Here is a 26,348-nt window from a genome sequence, read left to right on the forward strand (position 1 = left end):
TAGTAAAAGCTAGGCTCTGTTATAATGCATATTGTAACGTAATTTATTCCCGGATGACATTTTATGCCTTCAATACCGAGTGCCCCGATTTATGATGTGGCGTCGCTACTTCCGCACAACGGACATATGGTGCTTATCGACTGTGTGAAAGAATTTGGCGATGACTATACGGTTTGCTGTGCGCCAGTTGGCGACAAGCATATTTTGCTGCAGGATGGCGTGTTGCCGTCTATGGCTTATATGGAATTGATGGCGCAGGGTATAGGCGCGTTTGCAGGCATTGAGGCTTTAAAGGCCGGAGAGCCTGTACGCTTGGGTTTTTTATTGGGAACGCGCAAGCTGGATTTGTTTGCCGATTCCGTGCCTGTCGGTACTGAGCTGGAAGTCAGGGCGCATGTGTCCATTCAGGATTTGGGCGGCATGGGCGTATTTGATTGCGAGTTGCGCTGGACGGATGCGCCGGAAGATGTGAAGCATCTGTTGCCGCCGGACGGTTTACTGGCAAAAGCTTCTTTAAATGTGTACAGTCCGAAAGACGGTCAAGTCATTTAAACCGTTTACAAGGCCGTCTGAAAAGACAAAGATTCAGACGGCCTGTCGATATAGTGAGAAAACGTATGAGTGAAACTATTTTAATTACAGGGTCTAATCGCGGTATCGGCAAAGCCGTCGCGCTTGGTTTGGCGCAGGACGGCTTTGATATTGTCGTCCACTGCCGCAGCCGCCGCGATGAAGCGGAAGCCGTTGCAGAAGAAATCCGTGCATTGGGTAGAAATGCGCGCGTGTTGCAGTTTGACGTGTCCGACCGCGAAGCTTGCCGAGAAATTTTGACTGCCGACATTGAGGCAAACGGCACATATTACGGCGTGGTGCTGAATGCCGGCCTGACGCGAGACAATGCGTTTCCTGCATTTACAGATGATGATTGGGACTTGGTGCTGCGTACCAATTTGGACGGTTTTTATAATGTGTTGCACCCTTTGACCATGCCGATGATCCGCCGCCGCAAAGCCGGACGGATTGTGTGCATGGCGTCGGTATCCGGTTTGACGGGCAACCGCGGTCAGGTCAATTACAGCGCGTCCAAAGCGGGCTTGATCGGCGCGGCAAAAGCCTTGGCGGTTGAGTTGGCTAAACGCAAAATTACCGTCAACTGCGTGGCACCGGGCCTTATTGATACCGATATTATCGATGAGAACGTACCTGTCGAAGAAATCTTAAAGGCTGTCCCTGCCGCGCGTATGGGATTGCCCGAGGAAGTGGCGCATGCGGTGCGCTTTTTAATGGATGAAAAAGCGGCGTACATTACGCGCCAAGTGATTGCTGTGAACGGAGGTTTGTGTTGAATACCAGAAGAGTCGTTGTAACAGGTATCGGCGGTATTACCGCCTTCGGCCGTGATTGGCAAAGTATTCAGACGGCCTTTAAAGCCGAAAAAAACGCAGTCAAACATATGGACTGGAGCGAACGCTTTCCTGAATTGGAAGCGCAACTGGGTGCGCCGATTGAAGGCTATTCTCCTCCCAAACATTGGACGCGCAAGCAGCTCAGAAGCATGGGGCGTGTATCGCATTTGTGTGTCGATGCGGCAGAACAAGCCCTGACGGATGCAGGCTTGTTGGGTGATGAAAGCATTACCGACGGCCGTATGGGCGTGGCGTGCGGTTCGTCTGTCGGCAGTACCCAAGACATCGGCGATTTGGGCGAGCTCCTGCTGACCGGCACATCGCGTAATTTCAACGCCAATACTTATGTGCGTATGATGCCGCATACGACTGCCGCCAATATCGGCATTTTCTTCGGCTTGAAAGGCCGCATTATCCCGACTTCGAGCGCGTGTTCGTCCGGCAGCCAAGGCATAGGCTATGCCTACGAAGCCATCAAATACGGCATGATAGACATGATGCTGGCGGGCGGCGGCGAAGAATTTTGTCCGTCCGAAGTTTATGTTTTCGATTCACTTTATGCCGCCAGCCGCCGCAACGGCGAACCTGAGCTGACGCCGCGCCCTTACGACAACGCTCGAGACGGCTTGGTCATCGGCGAAGGCGCAGGCATTTTCGTATTGGAAGAATTAGAACACGCCCGTGCGCGCGGTGCGAAAATCTATGCCGAGCTTGTCGGCTATGGTGCCAACAGCGACGGCAGCCACGTTACCCAGCCGCAAAAAGAAACCATGCAGAAATGTATGGAGCTTGCGCTGAAAGACGCCGGTATTACGCCTGATAAAGTCGGCTATGTCAGCGGCCACGGTACGGCGACCGAAAAAGGCGATATTGCCGAAACATTGGCGACTGAGGCGGTATTTGGTTTTGTGCCGATGAGTTCGCAAAAAAGCTATCTCGGCCATACACTCGGCGCGTGCGGCGCATTGGAAGCCTGGTTTACCATTGAAATGATGAACAACGGCTGGTTTGCGCCGACTGTCAATTTGGAAAACATCGATCCGCGTTGCGGCAAGGTGGATTACATCCAAACTGGCGGACGTGAGATTCAAACCGATTATGTGGTCAGCAATAACTTTGCTTTTGGCGGCGTCAATACTTCGCTGGTGTTCAAACGTTGGCAAGAATAATCATTGCTTGATTTTATGATTAAAGGCCGTCTGAAACGTATCTTGAGTTTCAGACGGCCTTTATTTCATTTAGAGCTTGAGATGCTTGCGAATTTTATTCGTTTGTTTTCTTCTGATTTAAATCCACCAGCCTTGTTCCGGCCAAGAAGTCGTAGAGGAATTGGCGGTCGGGATGGAACAGGGCGAAGCCCCATGGCAGGATGAGCCAGATGAGCGCGGCTCCGAATGCGCCTTTGGGCGGTATATTGAGCAGATGACGCAATCCGGCGTAGGCAAGCAGGGGAATGAAAACAATAAAAATGCTGGCCCAAATAAAGCGCAGGCGCAGTTGAGGCAGGGGCGGCTGGGTGTCGTTTTTATCGGCTAAGCCGATTTTCCATGTTTGCATGGCGAGGGTTTGGCCTTTTTTGTGCCAGTTGGCGCGGAAGTAGAGCCACCATGCGTAGAACAGAATCAGACAGGTTGCCAGCATGGACAGGCGCGTGGAAACGGGATTGAGAAAGATGGCGACAATACCGGCTGCAAGGGCGGCAATGCTGGTAACGGCGCCGGTCAGCAGAAGTTCGTAAACCAGTGCGGCGAGGCGGCGTTTAAGTGGGGCAGTGGGAAGACGGGTCATAATGCGATGGAAACGAAAATGGGTTTGATGGCAATAAAAACAGGCCGTCTGAAACGGGATAGGATGTTCAGACGGCCTGTTACTGTCGGGATTAGCGATGTGGACGTTTTTGACCGCGTGCCTGTTGGGCAGCCATTTGGTTCATTTCCTGACGGGTCGGACGTTTTTTGAAGATAGCATGCGCTTCGTCAACAGAACATTTTTGTGACAGGCAAACCAGGGTAATCGCGTCTTTTTGATGTTGGCCGCCGCTGTGGTACATACGGCGCAGGTTGGCTTCGTTGATACGGCCTTTTTCCGGGTCGATGTCGAATTTTTTCAGGCGCTCGAGGAATTGGCGTTGCTGACGGCGTGAAGTCCAAACGAAACCGCCTGCGGCAGCGGCCACGATGATGACGGCCAACAGAATGGCCAGCGGCCATGAATCGACAATCAGAACGATGATGAGGCTTAATACGGCAGTGGTCAGCAGGGCCAGACCGCCGATGCGAAGTTTGGTTTTATTATCCATATGGTTGGTGTTTCCTTGTTTTTTGCTGGAAGAGGCCGTCTGAAATGCGAGGTTCAGACGGCCTGAATTTGAGTTTACGCTATTTTACAGTATTTTCTGTTTTTGGGGCGTATTGCGTGCAAGTTTCTTGACGCGTGGCAACGGTTTCAAGCGGCCAGCGAGGTAACGAGTTGTTTGAACTCGGTCCATGCATCGCCTTCTTCCGCGCCTTTGATGATGCGGTCGATTTTAGCGCAGGTTTTGAGCGCGTCGAGCAGGCGGTTGATGGAAATGCGTTTGGCCGCCATCGGTGCAAGGGTCTGCTTGTCGCCCCATAAGCGCAGGCTGTTGCGCAGGCTTTGGATGTTTTGTCCCTGCTTGAGTGCGGCAATCAGGCGGATTAGAGTGCGGATGTCTTCGGCAACCGCCCACAACAGCAAAACCGGCTCTTCGCCTTCTTCTTCCAAACCGTCCAGTAAGCGGGAAACGCGCAGGGCATCGCCTTTCATCCATGCACCGGCCAGTTGGAATACGTCGAAACGGGCAACGGTGGCAACTGCGGCTTCTGCGTCGGCAATATTGATCAAATGGCCTTTGGGATGGAGCAGTGCGAGTTTTTCGATTTCCTGACGGGCGGCTAAAAGATTGCCTTCGACGCGCTCGGCAAAAAGGGCAAGTGCTTCAGGTTCGATATCCAAACCTTGCTGCTTCAGACGGCCCTGTATCCATTGCGGCAAAGCATGTGGCGCAACGGCTTTGGCTTCTAAGACGATGCCTTTGCCTGCCAATGCAGAAAACCATTTGGACTGGATTTGCGCTTTTTCAAGCTTGGGTAGGAGGATAAGCGTAACCGTATCTTCGGGCAGGCGTTCGGCGAAAGTTTGCAGGGCATCGCCTCCGTTTTTGCCGGGTTTGCCGTTGGGAATGTGGATTTCCAGCAGTTTCAAATCGGCAAACAAACCTGCGCTGCCGGCACTTTGCAACAGCTCGTTCCAGTCAAAATTGTTTTCGGCGGTATAGACTTCGCGGTTGAGATAGCCTTGTTTTTTTGCGGCTGCGCGCAGCGTATCCAAAGCCTCGATGCGCAACAAATCCTCTTCGCCGTGAATAATGTACAACGGTTTGAGCGGCGTATCGGGGCGCAGGCTCTCAATGGGCGCGGCAGCCATTATTGCGCCTTCAGGAAAGTCAGGCGGCGGACGATTTGATCTGCGGCGTCGATGCGCATTTCAGACCAAATGGTTTCTTCCTCTTCCTGTTTGCCCAAAACTTCGCTGTCGGCGTAGTCCATGGTACGGTGAACCTTAACTTCCATCGGTTCGCCAACCGGCTCGCTGTTGCGGAAGGCTTGGGCTTTGATGGTCATGGCCAGCAGGTATTCGTTGATTGCGGCGGCGCGGGTGATGGTGTAGATGTCGCGGCGTTTTTGAAAGTCGACAACGCGCAGGGTGATTTGTGATTCGGCTTCGCTAACTGGATGGCCGTCAGCACGGCGTAAGGCATTTTCCAGCGCTTTTTGCATGACGGCTCCGCCTTCTACATGCCAGTTTTGATAAGGCAGCGGCTGAGAAGTCACGCCTGTGCCTTTCAGGTGGAAACCGCAAGAGGCAAGCAATAGGGCGAGTGCAGGCAATAGGATTTTTTTCATTGGATATTCCTTCGTTGAAACCGGTTACGGTATCGTCGGATTATAACGAATAATGTTTAGGCCGTCTGAAATCGCAAACGGAAAGTATTTCAGACGGCCTTGTCTTTGATGGTGCAAATTTTATTTTTCCAACCAAATCAGGCTGACCATGCGACCGGTTTGTCCGTCGCGGCGGTAGGAGAAGAAAGTATCGCGTTCCAAGACGGTGCAATGGGTGCCGCCATAAATCATGTTCACGCCTTCGCGGTGCAGAACCATGCGTGCCAAAGCGTAAATGTCGGCAAGGTATTTGCCGCCGCCGATGTCTTCAAACGCATCGACAGCTTCCGGCATAGGGGTGCAAAACGCATCAAATACATCTTGCCCTACCTCAAACGCATCAGGGCCGATGGCAGGCGCGAGATAGGCCATGATTTCCAACGGCTCGACATTCATTGCTGCAATGGTGTTTTGCAAAACGCCGCCAGCCAAACCACGCCAACCTGCATGAGCCGCCGCAACCACCGTTCCTGCTTTGTCGCAAAACAAGACAGGCAGGCAATCGGCAGTCATCGAAGCGCAGGCGACTGTACCCGTCGCATCAACCGAAGCATCGGCGTCGGGCGTATTACCTAACGCTTCGGCGGCATTTACAACGATGGTACTGTGGATTTGATTGAGGTAGGCAACGGGCAGGCCGACTTGTTCCTGTACGATTTCACGGTTGCGGAGCACGGCTTCCAGATTGTCGCCGACGTGCGAACCGACATTCAGGCTGCGATATACGCCTTCGCTGACACCGCCGTTGCGCGTGGTAATAAGCGTTTTAACATTGGCAGGGGCAGGCCAGTCGGCAGTCAAAAAATTCTTGCCTTGCGGGGCGAGGTTTAGGGTATCTGTGATGGTTTTCATAATCTTTGAGTCGCTGAAATATTGGAACGGATTGATTTCAGACGGCCTGAAATAATATTTTAGGCCGTCTGAAAAATGGGTTTAATCCCTTACATAAACGACTTCGACATCGTAGTCGTCTTCATTCCAATCATCGTCATCGTCCATGCCGAATTTCTCTTGCCATTCTTCCTCGTTGCTTAGGGACGAATCCAAACCGGCTTCCAGACGCAGGACGGAAAGCAGGTGGTACATATCGTCAGGCATAGGCGCTTCAAAGGAAACGGTTTCACCGGTTTTCGGGTGTACAAAGCTCAAGCGGTAGGCGTGCAGGGCTTGACGCGCACCAAGGGCTTTGATGGCTTCTTTAACTGCGTCGCTGCATGGATGGCGCAGGTTGCCGTAAACAGGGTCGGCGGCCAGCGGATGGTTGGCTTCGCGCATATGAACGCGGATTTGATGCGTGCGGCCGGTTTCGAGCGAGCATTCGATGTAGCTGTGCGCCAGATAACGTTCCAACACTTTGACGTGGGTAATGGCAGGTTTGCCGCCGAATTTGACGACTGCCATTTTCAGGCGGTTGTGCGGATCGCGGCCGATTTGGGTTTCGATTTTGCCGTCAAAAGGGACGATTCCGTTGGCAACGGCGCGGTAAATGCGTTTGACTGTGCGCTCTTGAAGCTGTTGAACCAGTGAGTTTTGCGCCGGCAGGGTCTTGGCGACCACCATCAGGCCGCTGGTTTCTTTGTCCAAACGGTGTACGATGCCCGCACGCGGCACTTGGCTTAATTCGGGACAGTGCGCCAACAGGCCGTTGAGCAGGGTGCCGCTCCAGTTGCCTGCGGCAGGATGGACGACCAACCCGGCAGACTTGTTGATGACGATAACGGTATCGTCTTCATAAATAATGTCCAAATCCATGGGTTCGGGTGTGAACGCGAGGTTTTCTTCGCTCGGACGTACCGTAACGGCAATCAATTCACCACCTATCATTTTATCTTTGGGTTGAGCGGGCTTATCGTTTACAATGACCGCACCCTCTTTAATCCACGAACTCAGACGGCTGCGCGAGTAGTCGGGCATGAGTTTGGCCAATACGGCATCCAGCCTTCCGCCCGCCATTTCGAGCGGAACGGTCAAATTAACACAACTTTCTGTTTCAGGGGATGACGGAAAGTCTAAATCATCGCTATAATCGGCTTCGTTATCAAAGGAAGTATTCTGCATGAAAAAAATTCTTTTAGTAGTTTCTTTAGGTTTGGCACTGAGTGCCTGCGCAAATAAAGGCACAATCGATAAAGACGCCCAAATTACTCAAGATTGGAGTGTGGAAAAGCTTTATGCCGAAGCGCAAGACGAATTGAACAGCAACAATTATACGCGAGCTGTCAAGTTATACGAAATTTTAGAATCCCGTTTTCCAAACGGCCGCTATGCCCAGCAGTCCCAGTTGGATACGGCGTATGCCTATTATAAAGACGATGAGCCGGAAAAAGCCTTGGCTGCCATTGCGCGCTTCCAACGCCATCATCCGCAACATCCGAATATGGACTACGCGCTGTACTTGAAAGGTTTGGTCCTGTTTAACGAAGACCAGTCTTTCTTGAACAAGCTGGCTTCCCAAGACTGGTCCGACCGCGACCCGAAAGCTAACCGCGATGCTTATCAGGCGTTTGCCGAGTTGGTTCAACGTTATCCAAACAGCAAATACGCTGCCGATGCAACCGAGCGTATGGCCAAGCTGGTGGACGCTTTGGGTGGTAACGAGATATCTGTGGCACGTTATTACATGAAACGCGGTGCTTATGTCGCAGCGGCCAACCGTGCGCAAAAAATCGTCAGCCGTTACCAAAATACCCGTTACGTCGAAGAAGCTTTGGCGATGATGGAATTGGCATACAAAAAACTGGACAAGCCGCAACTGGCTGCCGATACACGCCGCGTTTTGGAAACCAACTTCCCGCAAAGCCCGTTCTTGCAACACGAATGGCGATCTGACGATATGCCTTGGTGGCGTTACTGGCGCTAAGCGTCGGGTTGTTCAGGCATGAATAAGGCCGTCTGAAAACGATGCAGCTATGCATTTGGTTTTCAGACGGCCTTTGTTTTTAATGTTTTTTTACGTTCTCTGTAAACAGGGTGCAAAATTCGTTTTAATATGGTAAAGTCTGATTTTAATAACTCGACGGTTTGAAGCCGTTACTCAGGGGCTGTTTAAATTTAAAATCAGTTTTGTTGAAGCCGCATCAGATTTGCTATTGATGCATTCAGGAAAATTTCAGTCGTCAGGCTGATTTGGTTTTAAATTTAATCAGCCCTTTATGTTTACAAAAAAACAGAGGTAGATTCTCATGAAGTCTTGGCAGCTTCCTGAACACGTTGCCGACGTGTTACCGACCAATGCCCGACAACTGGAAAGCGCCCGTGAGCGGTTGTTGGCTTTGTTTCGCGTGCATGGTTATGAATTGGTGCAACCGCCATTGATGGAATACAGCCATTCCTTATTGACGCATATCGATGCCGGTTTGTCTTTGAAAACCATTTTGGTCGTCGATCAGCTTAGCGGCCGTCAGCTCGGTATCCGCGCGGATATTACGCCGCAGGTGGCGCGCATTGATGCCCATTTGCTTTCCGCCAATCAAGGCATCAACCGTTTGTGCTATGCCGGCTCGGTGCTTCATGCGCGGCCTGACGGATTGCTCAATATGCGCGAGCCTTTGCAGGCCGGTGCGGAAATGTACGGCTTGGAAGGCATTGAAGCAGACATCGAATTGATTGATTTGATGCTGAAAAGCATGAAAATCGCCGACATGGGCGAAGTTCTGCTTTCATTAGGCCATATCGGTGTATTCCGCGCTTTGGCAAATGCCGCTCATTTGGACGAGCAACAATCGGCAACCCTGCTGTCATTGATGCAGGACAAAGATGCCGAGGCTGTCAGCCAGTTGGTCAAAGAGTGGAAACTCGACGGTATGTGGGCAAAAGCGTTTTCACTGTTGCCCCGACTGTACGGCGGTCGCGAAGTGCTGACTTTGGCCCGTGAGAAATTACCTGAATTATCCGCAGTCAGTGCGGCGCTGGATGAATTGCAGGCCGTATGCGATGCGTTCCCAAATCAAAAAGTGCATATCGATTTGTCGGAATTGCGCGTTGACAATTACCATACCGGCTTGCTTTACGCGGCTTATGGTTCAAATCTTTATGATGCCGTGGCGCGCGGCGGCCGTTATGACGGTTTGGGCGGATACTTCGGACGCGCACGTCCGGCTGCCGGATTCAGTTTTGATTTGCGCAGCTTTATCGGCCGCCTTCCCGCTATCGGACGAGAGTCCGTGGTGGCGGTCGATGTCAAAGACATGCCTGCGGCTCAAGAAGCGGTAGATGCTTTGCGCGAACAAGGACAATGTGTCGTTATCGATTACGGTATCGGCTACAACGGTTCGGAAGAGGTTACAGGCCGTCTGAAACAAGTGGACGGCGTTTGGAAAGTAATCGCTTTGAATAATTGAGTTTTATTTTGAAATTTTGTATCTGAAATAAGGTTAGATAGCTATGGCTAAAAATGTTGTCGTAATCGGTGCCCAATGGGGTGATGAAGGCAAAGGTAAGATTGTTGACTGGCTGGCGGAAGAAACCAGCGGTGTTGTACGTTTCCAAGGCGGCCACAATGCCGGCCATACATTGGTCGTCGGCGGCAAAAAAACCATTTTGCGTCTGATTCCAAGCGGCATTTTGCATGAGACTTTAGACTGCTTCATCGGTTCGGGTGTCGTGGTTTCTCCTGAAGCATTGTTGGGTGAAATCGACGAATTGAACGCCGCCGGTGTGAAAAACGTTGAAGGCCGTCTGAAAATTGCGCCGACCTGCCCATTGATTCTGCCTTACCACATTGCGCTTGACCAAGCACGCGAAGCTTACCGCGGTAAAAGCAAAATTGGTACAACCGGCCGCGGCATCGGCCCGGCTTATGAAGATAAAGTTGCCCGTCGTGCGATCCGCGTGGTGGACTTGTTGCACCCTGAAAAACTGGTTGAAAAACTGGAAGCTGTTTTGGCTTATTACAATGTTCAGTTGCAACACCTGCACCATGCCGAGCCGGTAAAACTTGAAGACGTGATGGCGGTCATTGAAAAAGTTGCGCCGCGCATTACGCCGATGATTACCGATGTTTCCCGTGTTTTGAACGAGAAAAACCGCAAAGGCGAAAGCCTGTTGTTTGAAGGCGCGCAAGGTACGTTGCTTGACATCGACTACGGTACTTATCCGTTTGTAACTTCGTCCAACTGCTTAGCCGGTGCCGCTTCTGCCGGTGCAGGCGTGGGCCCGCAAATGCTGGATTACGTTTTGGGTATTGTTAAAGCCTATACGACCCGCGTGGGTTCCGGCCCGTTCCCGACTGAATTGTTTGACGAAGTGGGTGCAGGTTTGGCTGAGCGCGGTCATGAGTTCGGCTCTGTAACCGGTCGTGCGCGTCGTTGCGGTTGGTTTGACGTGGCTGCGTTGAAACGCTCCATTCAAGTTAACGGCATTTCCGGCATGTGCATTACCAAGCTGGATGTCATGGACGGTGTTGAAAACATCAATATCTGCGTAGGCTATGAATTGCCTGATGGCAGCAAAACCGACATTCTGCCTTGCGGCTCTGACGCGGTGGAAACCTGCAAACCGATTTATGAAACCATGCCGGGTTGGAGCGAGTCGACTTTCGGTGTGAAAGAGTACGACAAGCTGCCTGAAAACGCTAAAGCTTATCTGAAACGTATTGAAGAAGTGTGCGGTGCGCCTGTGGCCATTGTTTCAACCGGTCCTGACCGTGAAGAAACCATTGTTTTGCATCATCCGTTTGCTTAATTGATTAAGTGAATAAAAGGCCGTCTGAAAATTCAGACGGCCTTTTATATAAAATGCAATAAAAACTCAGCCCTGAAGAACACCTGTCTTCAGGGCTGAATTTTGTATTTTACGCCGTTTTGAAGTACGAATGTTTGGAAAATGAGATGTAGTGCCAAGTAACAATTATTCTCATTGACGTAAATCAAGAAAAACCAAATCTGTAATTTTATTTCACAAAAACCCCTGTAAATAAATGGGTATTGATGTTATCCTTTCAGAAAATTTACAGTCTATATTTTCAATAAAATTAGGAGCTTGATATGTCAAATGATGTTCAGCAACGTCCTGCCGCTTGGGAAGGTTTTGTCGGTGGCAACTGGGAAACCAACGTAGATGTCCGCGATTTTATTCAAAAAAACTACACGCCATATGAGGGCGATGCTTCATTCTTAGCACCTGCAACCGAAGCCACAACCAAGCTGTGGGCGGAAGTGATGGAAGGTATCAAGGTTGAAAACCGTACACACGAGCCGTATAAAATCGACGCGCAAATCGTCTCCGGTATTACCAGCCACGCTCCAGGCTACATCAACAAAGATTTGGAAACCATTGTCGGCCTGCAAACAGACGAGCCTTTGAAACGCTCTATCATGCCGTTTGGCGGTTTGAAAATGGTGCAAGACGCGTGCAAAGTGTACAACGTTGAATTGAATCCCGAAGTCAGCGAAATTTTCACCAAATACCGCAAAACCCACAACCAAGGCGTATTTGACGTTTATACGCCCGACATCCGCCGCTGCCGCAAATCAGGCGTGATTACCGGCCTGCCGGATGCTTATGGCCGCGGCCGTATTATCGGCGACTACCGCCGCGTGGCATTGTACGGTATCGACTTCTTGATGAAAGACAAACTCAACCAGTTCAACTCACTGCAAGCCGATTTGGAAAACGGTGTGGACTTGGAAGAAGTGATCCGCCGCCGCGAAGAAATCAATGAGCAATATAAAGCATTGAACCAAATGAAAGAAATGGCAGCTTCTTACGGCTACGATATTTCCGGCCCTGCAAAAAATGCACAAGAAGCCATCCAATGGACTTACTTTGCCTACCTCGCTGCCGTTAAATCTCAAAACGGTGCGGCGATGTCTTTCGGCCGTGTATCTTCATTCTTGGATATTTATATCGAACGCGACCTGAAAAACGGTGTGATTACCGAAACCCAAGCGCAAGAATTTATCGACCACTTGGTGATGAAACTGCGTATGGTCCGTTTCCTGCGTACGCCCGAATACGACCAACTCTTCTCCGGCGACCCGATTTGGGCAACCGAATCCATCGGCGGTATGGGCTTGGACGGCCGTACGCTGGTAACCCGCACCAACTTCCGCGTGCTGCATACCCTGTACAACATGGGCCCGTCTCCTGAGCCAAACATCACTGTATTGTGGTCAGAACAACTGCCTCAAGGCTTTAAAGAATTCTGCGCCAAAGTATCCATCGATACTTCGTCCATCCAATACGAAAACGACGATTTGATGCGCCCTGACTTTAATAGCGACGACTACGCCATTGCCTGCTGCGTCAGCCCGATGGTGGTCGGCAAACAAATGCAGTTCTTCGGCGCACGCGCCAACTTGGCTAAAACTCTGCTGTACGCAATCAACGGCGGCGTGGATGAAAAATCTAAAGAGCAAGTTGGTCCGAAAACCGAGCCGATTATGGACGAAGTTTTGGACTACGACACTGTCTTTGAGCGCATGGACAAATTCATGGATTGGTTGGCAACCCAATACGTTACCGCGCTTAACATTATTCACTACATGCACGACAAATACAGCTACGAAGCCGCGTTGATGGCGTTGCATGACCGTGATGTGAAACGTACGATGGCATGCGGTATCGCCGGTTTGTCTGTGGCTGCCGACTCATTGTCCGCCATTAAGTACGCCAAAGTGAAACCGATTCGTGACGAAAATGGCATTGCCGTTGACTTCGAAATCGAAGGCGAATACCCACAATTTGGTAACAACGACGACCGCGTTGACGATATCGCCTGCGATTTGGTTGAACGCTTCATGAAAAAAGTGGCAACCCACAAAACTTACCGCAACGCTACTCCGACTCAGTCCGTACTGACCATTACTTCCAACGTTGTTTACGGTAAGAAAACCGGTAATACTCCAGACGGCCGCCGTGCAGGCGCTCCGTTTGGTCCGGGTGCAAACCCAATGCACGGCCGTGACGTCAACGGTGCAGTCGCTTCATTGACTTCCGTAGCCAAACTGCCATTTGAGTTTGCCAAAGACGGTATTTCTTATACCTTCTCCATTATTCCTGGCGCGTTGGGTAAAGACGAACATTCTCGCGAACGCAACCTTGCCGGTTTGATGGACGGCTATTTCCACCATGAAGACGGTAATTTGGAAGGCGGCCAACACTTGAACGTCAACGTATTGAATCGCGAGACTTTGGAAGATGCGATGCACAATCCGGAGAAATATCCGCAGTTGACCATTCGTGTGTCCGGTTATGCGGTTCGCTTCAACTCGCTGACCCGCGAACAACAGCTTGACGTGATTACCCGTACGTTCACAGAAACCATGTAATCCGGGTGGAGAAACAAACCGGAAGCTAAATTTGCATTTGGTTTGTTTTGAAACAAAGCTCCGAGGCCGTCTGAAATGTTCAGACGGCCTTTATTATCGTACAATCCATATAAGCAAAAACATTTTTGAGCCGAACACTATGTCCACGACTTTTGCCATTACCCCCGAGCCGGCACTGAAAGACCTTGGTCACCGTCACTATAACGGCAAAGGCATTATTCATTCGATTGAATCTTGCGGTGCTGTCGATGGTCCGGGTTTGCGCTACGTGCTCTTTTTGCAAGGCTGCCTGATGCGTTGCCTGTATTGCCATAATCGTGACACATGGGATCTTCATACTGAGCAGGCGCAGGAATTGGATGTGGCAACTGTGATGAAGCAGGTCATGACCTATCGTCATTATTTGCGTGCGACAGGCGGAGGCGTAACGGCAACCGGCGGCGAGCCGTTATTGCAATATGAGTTTGTGCGCGATTGGTTTACGGCCTGCCGGGAACACGATATCCATACCTGTCTCGACAGCAATGGCTATGCTTTGCACTATGATTCGATTTTGGATGATTTGCTCGATCATACCAATTTGGTCATGCTCGACTTAAAACAAATCGATCCTGAAATTCATAAAGTGCTTGTCGGTATTCCAAATACCAAAACGCTGAAATTCGCGCGCTATCTTGCCGAACGCAATCAGCCGACGCGTGTGCGTTATGTGGTTGTTCCAGGCTACACTGATGATGAGCGTTCAGCGCATTTATTGGGCGAGTTTATCGGTGATATGGATAATGTCGAAATGGTCGAGCTTTTGCCGTATCACGAATTGGGCGCACACAAATGGGCTTTGTGCGGCGACGAATACAAGTTAAAAGGCGTACATCCGCCGCCTAAAGAAACCATTTTGAAAATCAAAGAAATATTAGAGAGCTACGGAAAAAACATTATTTATTAAAACAGAAAAAGGCCGTCTGAAACGAAATAATCAGTTTCAGACGGCCTTTTCATTATTGAAAAAAATTTAAGCGTTCAATGCGGCCAGAACCTTGGCAACAACTTCTGATACTGCAACAGCTTGAGCCTGATTGTCACGGCGTTCGGCATATTCGACATTGCCTTCTTTTAAGGCGCGATCACCGATCACGATGCGGTGAGGAATACCCAACAGCTCAGAGTCATTCAGCAATACGCCCGCACGTTCATCGCGGTCATCCAACAATACATCCGCACCGGCAGCCAAAAGCTCGGCATAGATTTTGTCAGCGGCTTCGCGTACGGCTTCAGATTTTTTGTAGTTCATCGGCACGATAACGACTTCAAACGGCGCCATTGCTTTGGTCCAAACAATGCCTTTTTCGTCGTTGTTTTGTTCGATGGCGGCAGCAACAACGCGGGTAATACCGATACCGTAGCAGCCCATTTCCATGATTTGGGATTTACCGTTATTGTCCAAGAAGCTGACATTCATGGCTTGGGTATATTTATCGCGTAATTGGAAAACGTGGCCGACTTCAATACCACGCGCCAGTTTTAGACGGCCTTGTTCGTCAGGGCTGATATCGCCTTCGATGACATTGCGCAAATCGACAAATTCAGGCTCGTCAGCATCTCGGCCGAAGTTGAAGCCGGTATAGTGGTAGTCGTCTTCGTTCGCGCCGATAACCCAGTCTGCGCCTTTTTCAGTAGCGAAATCGGCATAGACTTTACCTTTGAAGTTGACAGGGCCGAGAGAGCCGCCGTTTGCGCCGAATTGTTCAATAATCACGGCAGGGCTCGCCATGGTCAGTGGCGATTTTACGCCGGCCAGTTTTTCTGCCTTGATGTCGTTAAATTCATGGTCGCCACGCAACAGCAGCAGGACGAGTTCGCCTTCGTTTTCGCCTTCAACCACGATGGATTTGAGGGTTTGTTCAACCGGAATATTGAGGAATTCAACCAAAGACTCAATGGTTTTGACGTTTGGCGTATGTACTTTGGTCAACTCGGCCTGAGCAGCAGCGCGTTCGCCTTTAAGCGGCAAAGTCGGCGCCAGCTCGATATTGGCGGCGTAATCAGAAGTGTCGCTATATGCAATAACGTCTTCGCCGCTTTCAGCCAATACTTGGAATTCGTGAGAGCCGGTACCGCCGATGCTACCGGTATCCGCGGCAACAGGACGGAATTCCAAACCCAAACGGGTGAAGATACGGCAGTAAGCGTCGTACATATCTTGATAGGTCGTCTGAAGCGAGGCATAGTCGGCATGGAAGGAATAAGCGTCTTTCATGACAAACTCGCGTGCACGCATCACACCAAAGCGCGGACGCACTTCATCGCGGAATTTGGTTTGGATGTGATAAAAGTTTTTCGGCAATTGTTTGTAGCTGTTGACTTCTTTGCGCACGATGTCGGCAATCACTTCTTCACAAGTCGGACCCATACAGAAATCACGGTCATGACGGTCTTTCAGGCGCAGCAGTTCTTTACCGTAAAACTCCCAGCGGCCGGATTCCTGCCACAGTTCGGCAGGTTGTACCACCGGCATCAGCAGCTCCACGCTACCTGCGCGGGCCATTTCTTCGCGCACGATATTTTCAACTTTGCGCAATACGCGCAGACCCATCGGCATCCAAGTATAAAGACCTGATGCGTTGGCTTTGATCAAGCCGGCACGAATCATCAGCTTGTGGCTGGCAAGTGCGGCTTCGGCAGGGGCTTCTTTAAGGGTAGAAATGAAGAACTGGGAGGCTTTCATGGCGTATTTTTCTTTCTTAAAAATAAGTGCGTATTGTAACGCAAAATGTATGACCGCGTGTCTTTTGAATGGCATCTGATGAAATCGGCCGTTGTTTTACGCAGCTTTTGATTCGGGGCGATTTTTAGGGATGTCAACCCTAATTTATGCACAAAGCCGCATAACCTTGTTTTACCTATAAATTTTCACTGTATGATTATAGTAAAATCTTATAAATATAACTATTTGATTTTATTATGTTTTATTTGATTAAATTTTAGTCAATTTAAGACTTGGTTTGTTCCTAAAGAAAATTTTACGATTACCCAAAGCTTATCAACAGATTTATCCACAGAGATTGTGTATAGATTTTAAATGCCGCCAGCGTAATGATTTTGCATGATTGGCAACCTTGTTTAAAGCAGATTTGATTGCCTTAAAAAGATGGGGCAACAACACGATGGGCAGGTTTTGCGCTAACATTCTGCTTATTGCTGTTTCCTTACAAGAGGTAAAATGAAAAATTCAGAATTGCATTTGCTGGAACGCAGAAAGATGTTTAACGGGTATCAGGAACGGTACCGCCATTTTTCTCAAACCTGCCGGACGGATATGGTATTTGATGTCTATCTGCCGCCACAAGTCTTAAAAGGCTATCCCGCGCCTGTTTTATATTTTCTTTCCGGTTTAAATAGCGATGGTTCTGAATTGGTTCGGCAAAGTGGAATCCAACGTTTTGCGGCACAGTGGAATATTATTGTGGCTTTTCCGGATACCTCGCCACGCGGTCAGCATGTTGCCGACAGTGAGGAACATTATCTTGGACAGGGTGCCGGATTTTATGTCAATGCAACTGAAGTGCCTTGGGCGCAGCATTACCAAATGGAAAGCTATATCAGCCAAGAATTGTCTGATTTAATCGAGCATCATTTTCCGGTAACGAAAGAGCGCAGCATTGCAGGTTTCAACATGGGCGGGCATGGCGCGCTGCATTTGGCTTTGAATCATCCAGGCCGATATGCTGCGGTTTCAGCCTTTGCGCCTTTATGTCATCCTATCGATACGGAAGGCGGCAGGCAGGCGTTGTCAGCTTATTTGGGCCAAAACGTGGAAACGTGGAAACGCTATGACAGTACAGAGCTGCTTCAGACGACCTCGCATAAATTGCCTGTTTTGATTGATGTCGGCAGTGAAGATGCTTTGTATCCTGAAGTCCTGCAACCGGAAGGGTTTGTCCGCTCAGCACGCGAAAAAGGTTTCAATATCCAATATAAAGTACGCCCGGGCTATGGGCATGACTATTTCTTTATTGCCAGCTTTATCGATTCGCATATTGAGTTTCATGCTCAGGCATTGGGGCTTTAAGCAGTATTGAATAAAAGGCCGTCTGAAATCCGATTAATGGTCGGATTTCAGACGGCCTTTATTTGGTCTTTAACCTTTAATTTCAAACAGACTTATTCCTCAGGACGTTCGCCGTCGGTATCGTCCAATTTGCCTTCGGTAATATCGACATTGATACCGACTGCCGCACGGATTTTGGCATCGATTTCGTTGGCGATATCAGGGTTTTCTTTCAGCCAAACGCGTACATTGTCTTTACCTTGGCCGATTTTTGCGCCGTTGTAGCTGTACCATGCACCAGATTTTTCAACGATGTCATGTTTGACGCCCAAGTCGATCAATTCACCTTCCCAGCTGATGCCTTCACCGTAAAGAATATCGAATTCGGCTTGACGGAATGGAGGTGCAACTTTGTTTTTGATGACTTTGACTTTGGTTTCGTTACCAATGACGTCATCGCCTTTTTTAATCTGACCGGTACGGCGGATGTCGAGGCGGACGGAGGCGTAGAATTTGAGTGCGTTACCGCCGGTCGTGGTTTCAGGGCTGCCGAACATCACGCCGATTTTCATACGGATTTGGTTAATGAAAACAACCAATGTATTGGTGCGTTTGATGTGGCCGGTCAGTTTGCGGAGGGCTTGGCTCATCAGGCGAGCTTGCAGGCCGACGTGGCTGTCACCCATTTCGCCTTCGATCTCGGCTTTAGGTACAAGTGCGGCTACGGAGTCGACAACAACCATATCGATACCGCCTGAGCGTACCAATGTATCGCAGATTTCCAATGCCTGTTCGCCGGTATCCGGTTGGGAGAGATAGAGTTCTTCGACTTTTACACCGAGTTTGCGGGCGTAAATCGGGTCAAAAGCATGCTCGGCATCGATGAATGCGCAGATGCCGCCATTTTTTTGGCATTGGGCAATGGCTTCGAGACAGAGTGTGGTTTTACCGGAGGATTCCGGGCCGAAAATTTCAACCACGCGGCCGCGGGGCAGACCGCCAACGCCGAGTGCCAAGTCCACGCCGAGGGAGCCGGTGGAAATAACATCAAGGTTTTCTTCCTGTTGGCTGCCGTCCATTTTCATGATGGAGCCTTTGCCAAAGTTTTTTTCGATTTGGGCAAGGGCGGCGGCTAAGGCTTTGCTTTTTTCGTCTGACATGTTTTCTCTCCGAAAGGAAATATGAATCGCTAAGAATTTATTTAGCTATTATCGCATAAATTAAGAAAAAGTATAGTTTTATTTTTATTTTTCAGACGGCCTGTGTTTTTTGTATGCAACAGGCCGTCTGAAACTTTGAATAATCAATCAGTTGGTTAATGATGCAAAAACTTGGAAATACTCGGGGAAAGTTTTATGCGTACATTTCGGGTCGTTGATGATGACGGGGACGCCCAAAAGCGAAGCCAGCGAGAAACACATGGCCATGCGGTGGTCGTCGTAAGTATCAATGACGGCATTGGGGGTAAGTGTTTCGGGCGGCGTAATATGGATGGCTTCGGCTTCTTCAACGACTTCTGCACCCAGTTTGCGCAGTTCGGTTGCCATAGCGGCGATGCGGTCGGTTTCTTTGACGCGCCATGAGCCGATATTGCGCAGGGTGCAGGGTTGCTTAGTGGCCAGCGCAACAATGGCCAGAGTCATGGCCGCGTCTGGAATATGGTTGGCATCCAAATCAAAAGCCTGAATCTTGCGCTCGGCAGGACGGGAAATTTCTACAAAATTTTCGCCCCAAATGACATCTGCGCCGATTTTCTCCAATTCACGCGCAAAGGCAACGTCGCCTTGGATGCTGTGTGCGCCGATGCCGGTTACGCGGATGGGTGTACCCGCAATCAGGCCTGCGCCCAAGAAATAAGACGCGCTGGAGGCATCGCCTTCTACATATAAATGCTCGGGCGCATGATATTTGGCACCAGCCGGGATTTTAAATACACGGTAGTCTTCATTGATGATGTCCACACCGAACTGCGCCATCAGCTTGAGCGTGATGTCGATATAAGGTTTGGAAATCAATTCGCCTACCATGTGGATTTCAAATGCTTGTCCGGTCAAGGGCAAAGCCATCAGCAGGGCGGTCAGGAATTGGCTGGAAACATTGCCTTTAATCGGAATAACGCGCTCGCCGTTGTCTTGGCGTTTGCCGATCTGAAGAGGCGGATAGTTTTCATTGCCCAGATATTGTACGTCCGCGCCTGCAATCCGCAGCGCATCCACCAAATCGCCGATGGGGCGTTCGTGCATACGCGGTACGCCATGCAGATGATAGTCGCCACCCAAAACGGCAAGCGCGGCAGTCAAAGGACGGAATGCCGTACCGGCGTTGCCTAAAAACAAATCGGCGGTTTGGTTGGGAAAGCGGCCGCCGGTGCCATGAACTTTCAGACGGCCTTCAGGTAAAGATTCAATTTGAACACCGAGTTTATCGAGTGCTTCAAGCATTCGGTCGGTATCGTCGGATTTGAGCAAAGAATGGATTTCGCAAACGTTGTCGGAGAGTGCCGCCAAGAGTAGCGTGCGGTTGCTGATGCTTTTGGAACCGGGCAGGGCAACGGTCGAAGGCTTGAGTGTAGAAGCGGGCAGGCGGATGGATTCGGTCATGGCTGGACTAAGCTCATTTGAGTTGTAAATTAGACCGATATTATACGCAGGCAAAGGCCGTCTGAAAAATGAAGAGGGTGCAATTTATTTGTGAAAAAATGAATTTTTATATCAGTACACGATTTTCTAATCGTTTATTTTGAAATTTTCTGCTTCAGTTTTATGTTTGCCACTATAACTTATTTTGTTGTGGCAGGCATATAACCAAACACCATAAGAAAATCAGAAACCATTCTTTCCTATTTTTTCAGACGGCCTTTAATATCGGCGGACAATCATTGATAAAGCAAGAGCACGACCATGAGACATTATCCTTTGTTTGCCGATTTGAGAGACCGCCCAGTTTTACTGGCAGGTGCGGGTAAGGTTGCCGAACGCAAGGCGGAAAGCCTGTTGTCTGCCGGAGCGCGCGTACGCGTTGTTGCGGAAACTCTGAATCCGCAGTTTCAGCAATGGGTGACTGAAGGGAAAATAGTTTGGCTGGGCGGCTTGTTTGAAGAAGCTATGCTGGACGAGGTGTATTTCGTTATTGCGGCGACGGATGATGATGGGTTTAACCGCCGTGTTTTTGAAGCGGCGGAACGACGGGCAAAATTGAGCAATACGGTGGATACGGCAGATTTGTGTTCGTTTATCGTGCCTGCCGTGGTGGATAGGGGGCCATTGAAGATAGCCATATCCAGCGGCGGTACTGCGCCTGTATTGGCGCGTAAATGGCGGCAGATTATTGAAACATTGATTCCGTTGCATACGGGCACGATGGCGCGTATTGCCGGTAAATGGCGTGAGAAGGTGAAACAGACGATTCATCATGTCGAACGCCGCCGTTATTTTTGGGAAAAGTTGTTCGACAGCCGTTTTAGTATTTTTGCGGCTCAAAACAATATCGAAGCGGCAGAACGTGAATTGATCACGCAGTTGAATCGGGAAACGCCGTTTGGCGGCGAAGTGGTTTTGGTGGGCGCAGGGCCGGGTGATCCGGGCTTGCTGACTATACATGCTTTGCAGGCGATACAGGCTGCGGATACGGTGTTTTACGATGCTTTGGTATCGGATGATATTTTGGCGATGGTACGTAAAGATGCAGTGAAAATCAGCGTGGGCAAACGCGCCGGTGCGCACCATGTCCAGCAGGAAGAAACCAATCGTCTGTTGGTTGAACACGCTCAAAAAGGCGAGCGTGTGGTAAGGTTGAAAGGCGGCGATCCTTTTGTGTTCGGACGTGGTGGGGAGGAAGTGCAAACCCTGCATCAAGCTGGAATCGCTTACCGCATTGTGCCGGGTATTACTGCTGCACTTGGAGCTACTGCTTATGCCGGTATTCCGTTAACCCATCGCGATTGCGCCCAAAGTGCTTTATTTGTAACTGGCCACAGCAAACACGAGGGCAATCAGCCTGATTGGCAGACTTTGGCTTTAAGCCGTCAAACGCTGGTAATCTATATGGGCACGCTTAAAGCGGCTGAGATTGCGGAAAAACTAATGGCTTATGGCAGGCAGCCTTCTACGCCCGTTGCCGTGATTTCTAATGGCACTTTACCTAATCAAACCGTGCGGACAGGCCGTCTGAAAGATTTGGGCTTGCTGGCTGCCGAAGCAGAGCGTCCGGCTTTAATGGTGATTGGTGAAGTGGTTGCCCTGCGCGATGAGATGAAATGGTTTGGAGAATTTGTCGAATGCTATGAAGAAGCGGCGTAAAGAGTATTGATCAAACAAGGCCGTCTGAATATTGGTTTTCAGACGGCCTTGCCTTATTTAAAAGCTTGGCAATATTGCTGATAACGTTCTGCCAGTCCATATAGGATGATTGCTGTCAGCCCCCAGATGTCGTAGTGCCGAAAAGGTAGGGCGGGGAGGGCGAGGGTTTGATTGTTGTGATGAAGCTGGCGGAATGTGTAGTTTTGCAGGTTTAAGGCGAAGTCCAAAGGCAGATAAAAAATTTCTGCTACTTCATCGGGATTTGCTTTTGGGTTGATGGGCTGGGTGCAAATTGCCGGAACAGGCGTAACACGGTAGCCGGAAGGCGTGTCATAAAAGGGTAGCGGCGCAAAAGTCTGCCATGCGGCAATCGGAATGGCGGTTTCTTCATAAGCTTCTCTTAACGCCGTTGCCGTTAGACTGTCATCTTGGGCATCTTTGCGGCCGCCGGCAAAGGCGATTTGTCCGGTGTGCTGCCTTAAGGTCTCGGCCCTTTTGGTCAGTAAAATTTGCCACGCTCCTTCATGCAAGACAATGCCGACCAAAACGGCTGCTTTTTTGACCGTTTTTGGGGTAACTAATTGATTGCGCTCTGCTTGCATACGGCTGCTGAAGTGTGAAGCTTGAGTTAGGAAATGGATAAGGTGGTCGGTATTCATTTTTGGCGCTGATCGTTTTATGCAGATGAGGATTACACAAGGTTTACGGTTACCGTGTCAACAAAATAGGGTGCGTGTGTTACAGTTATGCCTGAATGATAAATAAAGCTTTGCGTCTGTTTTGCAAGTGCTTAGGCCGTCTGAAAATGTCGGCAGGTTCTCAAAAAGGATAGTTATGTTGTTTTCCCCATCCCGTATTCGAGTAGTAGCCGCGGCTGTCATGATGTTGTTTGCTACACAGACTTTTGCCGCGCCCGGCGATTCAAATGCAGTTTTTGAATCGGCTAAGATTATTAAAAAGAAAAGCCGTGCCGACCATTTTTCTCCCGAAGAACGAGAGCAGGAGCGGATACGTCTGTTGGGTATACAAAACCGCACCTCGCAGGTTTTCACTTTGTTAAATTCAGAACTGGCCCTGCAAAAGGGTGATGCGGCTTCTGCTTTGTTTACTTATATTTTGACGTTGCATCGCACCAAATCTCCCGAAGTGGCCGAACGCGCTTTGGAGATGGCGGTTTCTTTAAACGCATTTGAACAGGCTGAAGCTATTTACCAAAAATGGCGCGAAATTGAGCCGGAGCCTGGTGAAACACAAAAGCGTATGACTTGGTTGCGCAATTTGCTGCTGGGCAAAGCCGATAAGAATTTGAGCGGATTGGATAAGGTGATTGCCGGCGGTAGTGAAGACGAGCAAAAGCGCGTGTTCCTGCTTTTGGCACAAACCGCAGCCCAACAGCCGAATCTGACCAGCGATGCAGTCAAACAGGTACATAAAACGGCACTGATTTATAAAGACTTTCCAGAAGCGGCGATTGCGGATGCAATTTTTAGTGCAAAAGACGGTCAAAAGAAACACGCCATTGCGGCATTGCAGCGATTGGCCAAGTTGGACAACGAAATCCTGCCGCCGACTTTCGTCACCCTGCGGCTGATGGCGCAACGGCATCCTGATATTCTGGACGGTTTCTTCAAAGAGACAGACACCAAAACCTTATCTCCGATTTGGCAGGAATTGGACATCGCCAATTTGATCGCTCATGGTCAAAATGATAAGGCATTCAAGCGTTTGCAGACTTTGTTGGAAGAAAATCCCAACCCTGATTTGTATATTCAGGCTGCCTTATTGTCAGCCAGCAAGACGGAAAATATTTCTGCAGTAAACAGCTATCTGGAAAAGGCTTATAAAGCCGGTACGGAGGAGCAGCGCAGCCGTGCGGCATTGATTGGCGCGGTGTCTTACAATGATGCCGAGGATTTTGCCAAAGCCAAACAATGGCTGGCCAAGGTCACGGCTACGGCTTATACGTTTGATAAAACCATTTTGGCCGCTTCCATCGAGGCCAAGCAGGGCAACCATAAAGAGGCTTGGGCTTTGGTGCAACGCGCACAAAAAATACCCGAGCAAAGAGGACGTTATTTTGAAGCCAGGGATTTGCTGAATACGGCTTTGTTTGTATTGTCTAAAAATACCAATCTTCAAGAATCGTTGAACGCTTTGAACAGCTTGGTAAACTCCACCGAAAAATCCTTGAAAACCCAAGCTTCTCCAGAGTTGCTTGCCAATGTGCTGTATCAGCGTTCGATGGTGTATGAGAAGCTGAATCAGCCAGGCAAGGCGATTGCCGATTTGCGCCGTGTGGTAGAGCTGTATCCGGATAATCCGCACGGTTGGAATGCTTTGGGCTATACCTTACTGTCAAGTGGCAAGGATTTGGAGGAAGCTTTTAAAATGGTTCAGACGGCCTATCAAATGGAGCCGGAAAGCGCAGCAATTAATGATAGTGTAGGCTGGGCGTATTATCTTAAAGGTGATGCGCAAATGGCGCTTCCATATATCCAATATGCCTACGAAAAAGAACCTGAAGCCGAAGTCGCCGCGCATTTGGGCGAAGTCCTATGGACGCTTGGAGACCAAGATAAGGCCAAAGAAATCTGGAATGATGGTTTGAAGCGCGGAAGCAATCTCCGAGTATTAAAAGAGACAATGTCCAAATTCGGTATAACGTCCAGTAAACCGCATACTCAAAAACACAAATAAAACCAAAAGGCCGTCTGAAAAGCGTTTGATTTCAGACGGCCTATGAAGGAATATCCATGAATTTGAAACGATTATCATCGGTTGCAGCCTTATTGCTTTTGGCTGCCTGTGCGCAGCCAAATTTACCTCAGCAAAACAGTTGGCAAGCAGCAGAGCAGGTGCAGGATTTTAGCGCAGATGGTCGATTGGCTGTTAAAGTGGAAGGCAAAGGCTCATATGCTAATTTCGACTGGACTTATCAGAATGCGGTTCAAACCATTGATGTCAATACACCATTGGGCAATACCGTAGGTCAGCTGTGTCAAGACAGTGAAGGTGTATTGGCAGTAGACAGTAAGGGTAAGGTCTATCAGGCGGAAACGGCTGAGGAATTGAGCAGACAGCTTTTAGGCTTTGCTTTGCCGGTCCAATATCTGCATATTTGGGCTGATGGTAAACGCGTTGCCAATGCGCCATACAAAATCCTGCCTGATGGCCGTCTGGAGCAGTTTGACTGGACAATATCGCGTACTTTAAATAGTTCAGGACAGCCTAAAACGCTTCAACTTGAGAATGCCAAGTTTAATATCCGCTTGGTGTTTGACACGGTAAACCACTCTTTGGATAAGAATGGACAAACCCGATGCGCAGCACGCAAATAGAGGATGCCATGTCTGTTTCAGAGGAAATCCAAGCCTTTCCTGCGCCGGCCAAATTAAATTTGGATTTGAGGATTACCGGCCGTAGGAGCGATGGTTATCATAATTTGGAAAGTATTTTCTGTTTGATCGGCTTATACGATACCGTTCATCTGAAAATGCGTACTGATGGGCAGATTATTCTGCATACGCCGGTCGAAGGGCTTAAGCCTGAGCAAGACTTGACTTATCGGGCGGCTAAATTATTACTGCCCTATGCCAACGTGCCGCACGGCGTTGAAATCTGGTTGGATAAGGTGATTCCGACCGGAGGCGGATTGGGCGGTGGCAGCTCTGATGCAGCCACAGTCTTAATGGTTTTAAACCAATGGTGGCAATGTGATTTGAGCAGGCAGCAACTGATTGATTTAGGCCTAAGTCTTGGCGCGGATGTTCCTTTTTTTATTTTTGGAAGAAGTGCTTTTGCCAAAGGCGTAGGCGAGAAGCTGGCTGAAATAGATGTCCCTAAACAATGGTATGTTATCGTTAAGCCCCCTGTTCATGTGGCAACAGCTAAAATTTTTGCACATGAAGGCTTGACACGGGATTCCAAACCCAGCATAATGCCGACTTTCCAATCATTACAGCCGTTTCAAAATGATATGCAGGCGGTTGTGTTTCAGGAATATCCTGAAGTTTGGAAGGCTTATGTTGAGTTATCCCAATATGGTTATACATTAATGACTGGTTCTGGAGCTTGTTTATTCATAGCAAGTGAATCTCATCAAGAAGCAAATACAATTTACCAACAGGTTTCTCAATCATATGAAGCGTATTGTGTGGAAGGATTAGATATTCATCCGCTGTTTCATATGATTTAGTAAGTTGGGGAGTCGTCAAGCGGTTAAGACACTGGATTTTGATTCCAGCATGCGAAGGTTCGAATCCTTCCTCCCCAGCCAAACCCTTTGTTGGGGAGTCGTCAAGCGGTTAAGACACTGGATTTTGATTCCAGCATGCGAAGGTTCGAATCCTTCCTCCCCAGCC

Annotated in this window: 23 protein-coding genes and 2 tRNA genes; 15 read left to right on the top strand and 10 right to left on the bottom strand. The window is 49.4% G+C overall.

The annotated features are described in order from the left end of the window. Nucleotides 1-63: 63 nt before the first annotated feature. The 3 genes from ACTHSW_RS05675 (at nucleotide 64) to ACTHSW_RS05685 (ending at nucleotide 2,575) form a co-directional block, all read left to right on the top strand. Entirely contained in the window at nucleotides 64-552 is a 489-nt protein-coding gene (locus ACTHSW_RS05675) for an ApeP family dehydratase (RefSeq protein ID WP_168160499.1), read from the top strand. A gap of 65 nt (nucleotides 553-617) precedes the next feature. Continuing rightward, nucleotides 618-1,346, top strand: a complete 729-nt coding sequence (gene fabG, locus ACTHSW_RS05680; protein WP_003746422.1) for a 3-oxoacyl-ACP reductase FabG — start codon at nucleotides 618-620, stop codon at nucleotides 1,344-1,346. Further along, the gene (locus ACTHSW_RS05685) at nucleotides 1,340-2,575 is read left to right on the top strand and encodes a beta-ketoacyl-ACP synthase (protein WP_070461762.1); all 1,236 of its coding nucleotides are present in this window, start codon (nucleotides 1,340-1,342) and stop codon (nucleotides 2,573-2,575) included. The genes fabG and ACTHSW_RS05685 overlap by 7 nt, the downstream gene beginning before the upstream one ends. Nucleotides 2,576-2,669: 94 nt before the next feature. On the opposite strand, the gene ACTHSW_RS05690 is transcribed toward ACTHSW_RS05685, so the two are convergent. From ACTHSW_RS05690 to rluD, 6 genes are all read right to left on the bottom strand, one after another. Further along, nucleotides 2,670-3,194 (bottom strand): RDD family protein, encoded by a 525-nt coding sequence (locus ACTHSW_RS05690; RefSeq protein WP_049359744.1) that lies wholly within the window; start codon nucleotides 3,192-3,194, stop codon nucleotides 2,670-2,672. A gap of 91 nt (nucleotides 3,195-3,285) precedes the next feature. Further along, a complete protein-coding gene (locus ACTHSW_RS05695) occupies nucleotides 3,286-3,705 on the bottom strand; it encodes a hypothetical protein (RefSeq protein WP_003746427.1) in 420 nt (139 codons plus the stop codon). Between the two features lie 146 nt (nucleotides 3,706-3,851). Continuing rightward, nucleotides 3,852-4,853, bottom strand: coding sequence for a DNA polymerase III subunit delta (gene holA / locus ACTHSW_RS05700; RefSeq protein WP_070461763.1), 1,002 nt, complete (start codon nucleotides 4,851-4,853; stop codon nucleotides 3,852-3,854). Next, nucleotides 4,853-5,332 (bottom strand): LPS-assembly lipoprotein LptE, encoded by a 480-nt coding sequence (locus ACTHSW_RS05705; RefSeq protein WP_070461764.1) that lies wholly within the window; start codon nucleotides 5,330-5,332, stop codon nucleotides 4,853-4,855. Before ACTHSW_RS05705 ends, holA begins: the two co-directional genes overlap by 1 nt. A 120-nt stretch (nucleotides 5,333-5,452) precedes the next feature. Further along, a complete protein-coding gene (pgeF, locus tag ACTHSW_RS05710; protein ID WP_107810891.1) occupies nucleotides 5,453-6,223 on the bottom strand; it encodes a peptidoglycan editing factor PgeF in 771 nt (256 codons plus the stop codon). An 81-nt stretch (nucleotides 6,224-6,304) separates the two neighbouring features. After that, entirely contained in the window at nucleotides 6,305-7,429 is a 1,125-nt protein-coding gene (gene rluD, locus ACTHSW_RS05715; protein ID WP_070461766.1) for a 23S rRNA pseudouridine(1911/1915/1917) synthase RluD, read from the bottom strand. Between rluD and ACTHSW_RS05720 the strand changes: the two genes are divergently transcribed. The 5 genes from ACTHSW_RS05720 to pflA all read left to right on the top strand — a co-directional run bounded on the left by ACTHSW_RS05720 (nucleotide 7,428) and on the right by pflA (nucleotide 14,587). Continuing rightward, nucleotides 7,428-8,231, top strand: a complete 804-nt coding sequence (locus ACTHSW_RS05720; RefSeq protein WP_003680807.1) for an outer membrane protein assembly factor BamD — start codon at nucleotides 7,428-7,430, stop codon at nucleotides 8,229-8,231. The two genes, rluD and ACTHSW_RS05720, sit on opposite strands and share 2 nt — an antisense overlap. Before the next feature lie 322 nt (nucleotides 8,232-8,553). Continuing rightward, nucleotides 8,554-9,711: an ATP phosphoribosyltransferase regulatory subunit gene (locus ACTHSW_RS05725; RefSeq protein WP_070461767.1), complete on the top strand. Its 1,158-nt coding sequence runs from the start codon at nucleotides 8,554-8,556 to the stop codon at nucleotides 9,709-9,711. Between the two features lie 43 nt (nucleotides 9,712-9,754). After that, a complete protein-coding gene (locus ACTHSW_RS05730) occupies nucleotides 9,755-11,053 on the top strand; it encodes an adenylosuccinate synthase (protein WP_070461768.1) in 1,299 nt (432 codons plus the stop codon). 302 nt (nucleotides 11,054-11,355) lie between these two features. Next, nucleotides 11,356-13,641 carry a formate C-acetyltransferase gene (pflB, locus tag ACTHSW_RS05735; protein ID WP_070461769.1) on the top strand — a complete coding sequence of 762 codons (2,286 nt, stop codon included), beginning with the start codon at nucleotides 11,356-11,358 and terminating at the stop codon, nucleotides 13,639-13,641. 139 nt (nucleotides 13,642-13,780) lie between these two features. Then, nucleotides 13,781-14,587, top strand: coding sequence for a pyruvate formate lyase 1-activating protein (gene pflA / locus ACTHSW_RS05740; RefSeq protein ID WP_039862212.1), 807 nt, complete (start codon nucleotides 13,781-13,783; stop codon nucleotides 14,585-14,587). Between the two features lie 66 nt (nucleotides 14,588-14,653). Here the strand turns inward: pflA and ACTHSW_RS05745 are convergent, their stop codons facing one another. After that, on the bottom strand, nucleotides 14,654-16,366 hold the full coding sequence (locus ACTHSW_RS05745) for a proline--tRNA ligase (protein WP_070461944.1): 1,713 nt from the start codon (nucleotides 16,364-16,366) through the stop codon (nucleotides 14,654-14,656). Nucleotides 16,367-16,861: 495 nt separating this feature from the next. Between ACTHSW_RS05745 and fghA the strand changes: the two genes are divergently transcribed. After that, complete coding sequence (gene fghA, locus ACTHSW_RS05750) at nucleotides 16,862-17,710, top strand: S-formylglutathione hydrolase (RefSeq protein ID WP_070461770.1); 849 nt, start codon at nucleotides 16,862-16,864, stop codon at nucleotides 17,708-17,710. A gap of 92 nt (nucleotides 17,711-17,802) precedes the next feature. Here fghA and recA read toward each other — a convergent pair whose 3' ends face one another. Next, a complete protein-coding gene (gene recA, locus ACTHSW_RS05755; protein ID WP_003680794.1) occupies nucleotides 17,803-18,849 on the bottom strand; it encodes a recombinase RecA in 1,047 nt (348 codons plus the stop codon). A gap of 147 nt (nucleotides 18,850-18,996) precedes the next feature. Then, nucleotides 18,997-20,289 carry a 3-phosphoshikimate 1-carboxyvinyltransferase gene (gene aroA / locus ACTHSW_RS05760; protein WP_070461771.1) on the bottom strand — a complete coding sequence of 431 codons (1,293 nt, stop codon included), beginning with the start codon at nucleotides 20,287-20,289 and terminating at the stop codon, nucleotides 18,997-18,999. Nucleotides 20,290-20,589: 300 nt separating this feature from the next. Here aroA and cysG point away from each other — a divergent pair, with 300 nt between their 5' ends. Continuing rightward, entirely contained in the window at nucleotides 20,590-21,987 is a 1,398-nt protein-coding gene (cysG, locus tag ACTHSW_RS05765; protein ID WP_070461772.1) for a siroheme synthase CysG, read from the top strand. A gap of 53 nt (nucleotides 21,988-22,040) precedes the next feature. Here the strand turns inward: cysG and ACTHSW_RS05770 are convergent, their stop codons facing one another. After that, nucleotides 22,041-22,646 carry a CoA pyrophosphatase gene (locus ACTHSW_RS05770; RefSeq protein ID WP_070461773.1) on the bottom strand — a complete coding sequence of 202 codons (606 nt, stop codon included), beginning with the start codon at nucleotides 22,644-22,646 and terminating at the stop codon, nucleotides 22,041-22,043. Between the two features lie 175 nt (nucleotides 22,647-22,821). Here ACTHSW_RS05770 and ACTHSW_RS05775 point away from each other — a divergent pair, with 175 nt between their 5' ends. The 5 genes from ACTHSW_RS05775 to ACTHSW_RS05795 all read left to right on the top strand — a co-directional run bounded on the left by ACTHSW_RS05775 (nucleotide 22,822) and on the right by ACTHSW_RS05795 (nucleotide 26,346). Next, entirely contained in the window at nucleotides 22,822-24,684 is a 1,863-nt protein-coding gene (locus ACTHSW_RS05775; RefSeq protein WP_070461774.1) for a tetratricopeptide repeat protein, read from the top strand. Between the two features lie 56 nt (nucleotides 24,685-24,740). Beyond that, nucleotides 24,741-25,325 (top strand): lipoprotein insertase outer membrane protein LolB, encoded by a 585-nt coding sequence (gene lolB, locus ACTHSW_RS05780; protein WP_004519905.1) that lies wholly within the window; start codon nucleotides 24,741-24,743, stop codon nucleotides 25,323-25,325. 8 nt (nucleotides 25,326-25,333) lie between these two features. Continuing rightward, entirely contained in the window at nucleotides 25,334-26,182 is an 849-nt protein-coding gene (ispE, locus tag ACTHSW_RS05785) for a 4-(cytidine 5'-diphospho)-2-C-methyl-D-erythritol kinase (protein WP_070461946.1), read from the top strand. Between the two features lie 5 nt (nucleotides 26,183-26,187). Continuing rightward, nucleotides 26,188-26,263 (top strand) — tRNA-Gln (locus ACTHSW_RS05790). A gap of 10 nt (nucleotides 26,264-26,273) precedes the next feature. Further along, a tRNA-Gln gene (locus tag ACTHSW_RS05795) sits at nucleotides 26,274-26,346 on the top strand. The last annotated feature ends 2 nt before the right edge of the window (nucleotides 26,347-26,348 follow it).

The sequence above is a fragment of the Neisseria sp. P0008.S004 genome (assembly GCF_051962755.1).
Classification (GTDB): domain Bacteria; phylum Pseudomonadota; class Gammaproteobacteria; order Burkholderiales; family Neisseriaceae; genus Neisseria; species Neisseria subflava_A.

Bases quoted from the DNA above. Each gene is read 5' to 3' on its own strand.
- ACTHSW_RS05675 (WP_168160499.1), top strand. From the start codon at position 64: ATGCCTTCAATACCGAGTGCCCCGATTTATGATGTGGCGTCGCTACTT.
- fabG (WP_003746422.1), top strand. From the start codon at position 618: ATGAGTGAAACTATTTTAATTACAGGGTCTAATCGCGGTATCGGCAAA.
- ACTHSW_RS05690 (WP_049359744.1), bottom strand. From the start codon at position 3,194: ATGACCCGTCTTCCCACTGCCCCACTTAAACGCCGCCTCGCCGCACTG.
- ACTHSW_RS05695 (WP_003746427.1), bottom strand. From the start codon at position 3,705: ATGGATAATAAAACCAAACTTCGCATCGGCGGTCTGGCCCTGCTGACC.
- holA (WP_070461763.1), bottom strand. From the start codon at position 4,853: ATGGCTGCCGCGCCCATTGAGAGCCTGCGCCCCGATACGCCGCTCAAA.
- ACTHSW_RS05705 (WP_070461764.1), bottom strand. From the start codon at position 5,332: ATGAAAAAAATCCTATTGCCTGCACTCGCCCTATTGCTTGCCTCTTGC.
- pgeF (WP_107810891.1), bottom strand. From the start codon at position 6,223: ATGAAAACCATCACAGATACCCTAAACCTCGCCCCGCAAGGCAAGAAT.
- ACTHSW_RS05720 (WP_003680807.1), top strand. From the start codon at position 7,428: ATGAAAAAAATTCTTTTAGTAGTTTCTTTAGGTTTGGCACTGAGTGCC.
- rluD (WP_070461766.1), bottom strand. From the start codon at position 7,429: ATGCAGAATACTTCCTTTGATAACGAAGCCGATTATAGCGATGATTTA.
- ACTHSW_RS05725 (WP_070461767.1), top strand. From the start codon at position 8,554: ATGAAGTCTTGGCAGCTTCCTGAACACGTTGCCGACGTGTTACCGACC.
- ACTHSW_RS05730 (WP_070461768.1), top strand. From the start codon at position 9,755: ATGGCTAAAAATGTTGTCGTAATCGGTGCCCAATGGGGTGATGAAGGC.
- pflB (WP_070461769.1), top strand. From the start codon at position 11,356: ATGTCAAATGATGTTCAGCAACGTCCTGCCGCTTGGGAAGGTTTTGTC.
- pflA (WP_039862212.1), top strand. From the start codon at position 13,781: ATGTCCACGACTTTTGCCATTACCCCCGAGCCGGCACTGAAAGACCTT.
- ACTHSW_RS05745 (WP_070461944.1), bottom strand. From the start codon at position 16,366: ATGAAAGCCTCCCAGTTCTTCATTTCTACCCTTAAAGAAGCCCCTGCC.
- fghA (WP_070461770.1), top strand. From the start codon at position 16,862: ATGAAAAATTCAGAATTGCATTTGCTGGAACGCAGAAAGATGTTTAAC.
- recA (WP_003680794.1), bottom strand. From the start codon at position 18,849: ATGTCAGACGAAAAAAGCAAAGCCTTAGCCGCCGCCCTTGCCCAAATC.
- aroA (WP_070461771.1), bottom strand. From the start codon at position 20,289: ATGACCGAATCCATCCGCCTGCCCGCTTCTACACTCAAGCCTTCGACC.
- cysG (WP_070461772.1), top strand. From the start codon at position 20,590: ATGAGACATTATCCTTTGTTTGCCGATTTGAGAGACCGCCCAGTTTTA.
- ACTHSW_RS05770 (WP_070461773.1), bottom strand. From the start codon at position 22,646: ATGAATACCGACCACCTTATCCATTTCCTAACTCAAGCTTCACACTTC.
- ACTHSW_RS05775 (WP_070461774.1), top strand. From the start codon at position 22,822: ATGTTGTTTTCCCCATCCCGTATTCGAGTAGTAGCCGCGGCTGTCATG.
- lolB (WP_004519905.1), top strand. From the start codon at position 24,741: ATGAATTTGAAACGATTATCATCGGTTGCAGCCTTATTGCTTTTGGCT.
- ispE (WP_070461946.1), top strand. From the start codon at position 25,334: ATGTCTGTTTCAGAGGAAATCCAAGCCTTTCCTGCGCCGGCCAAATTA.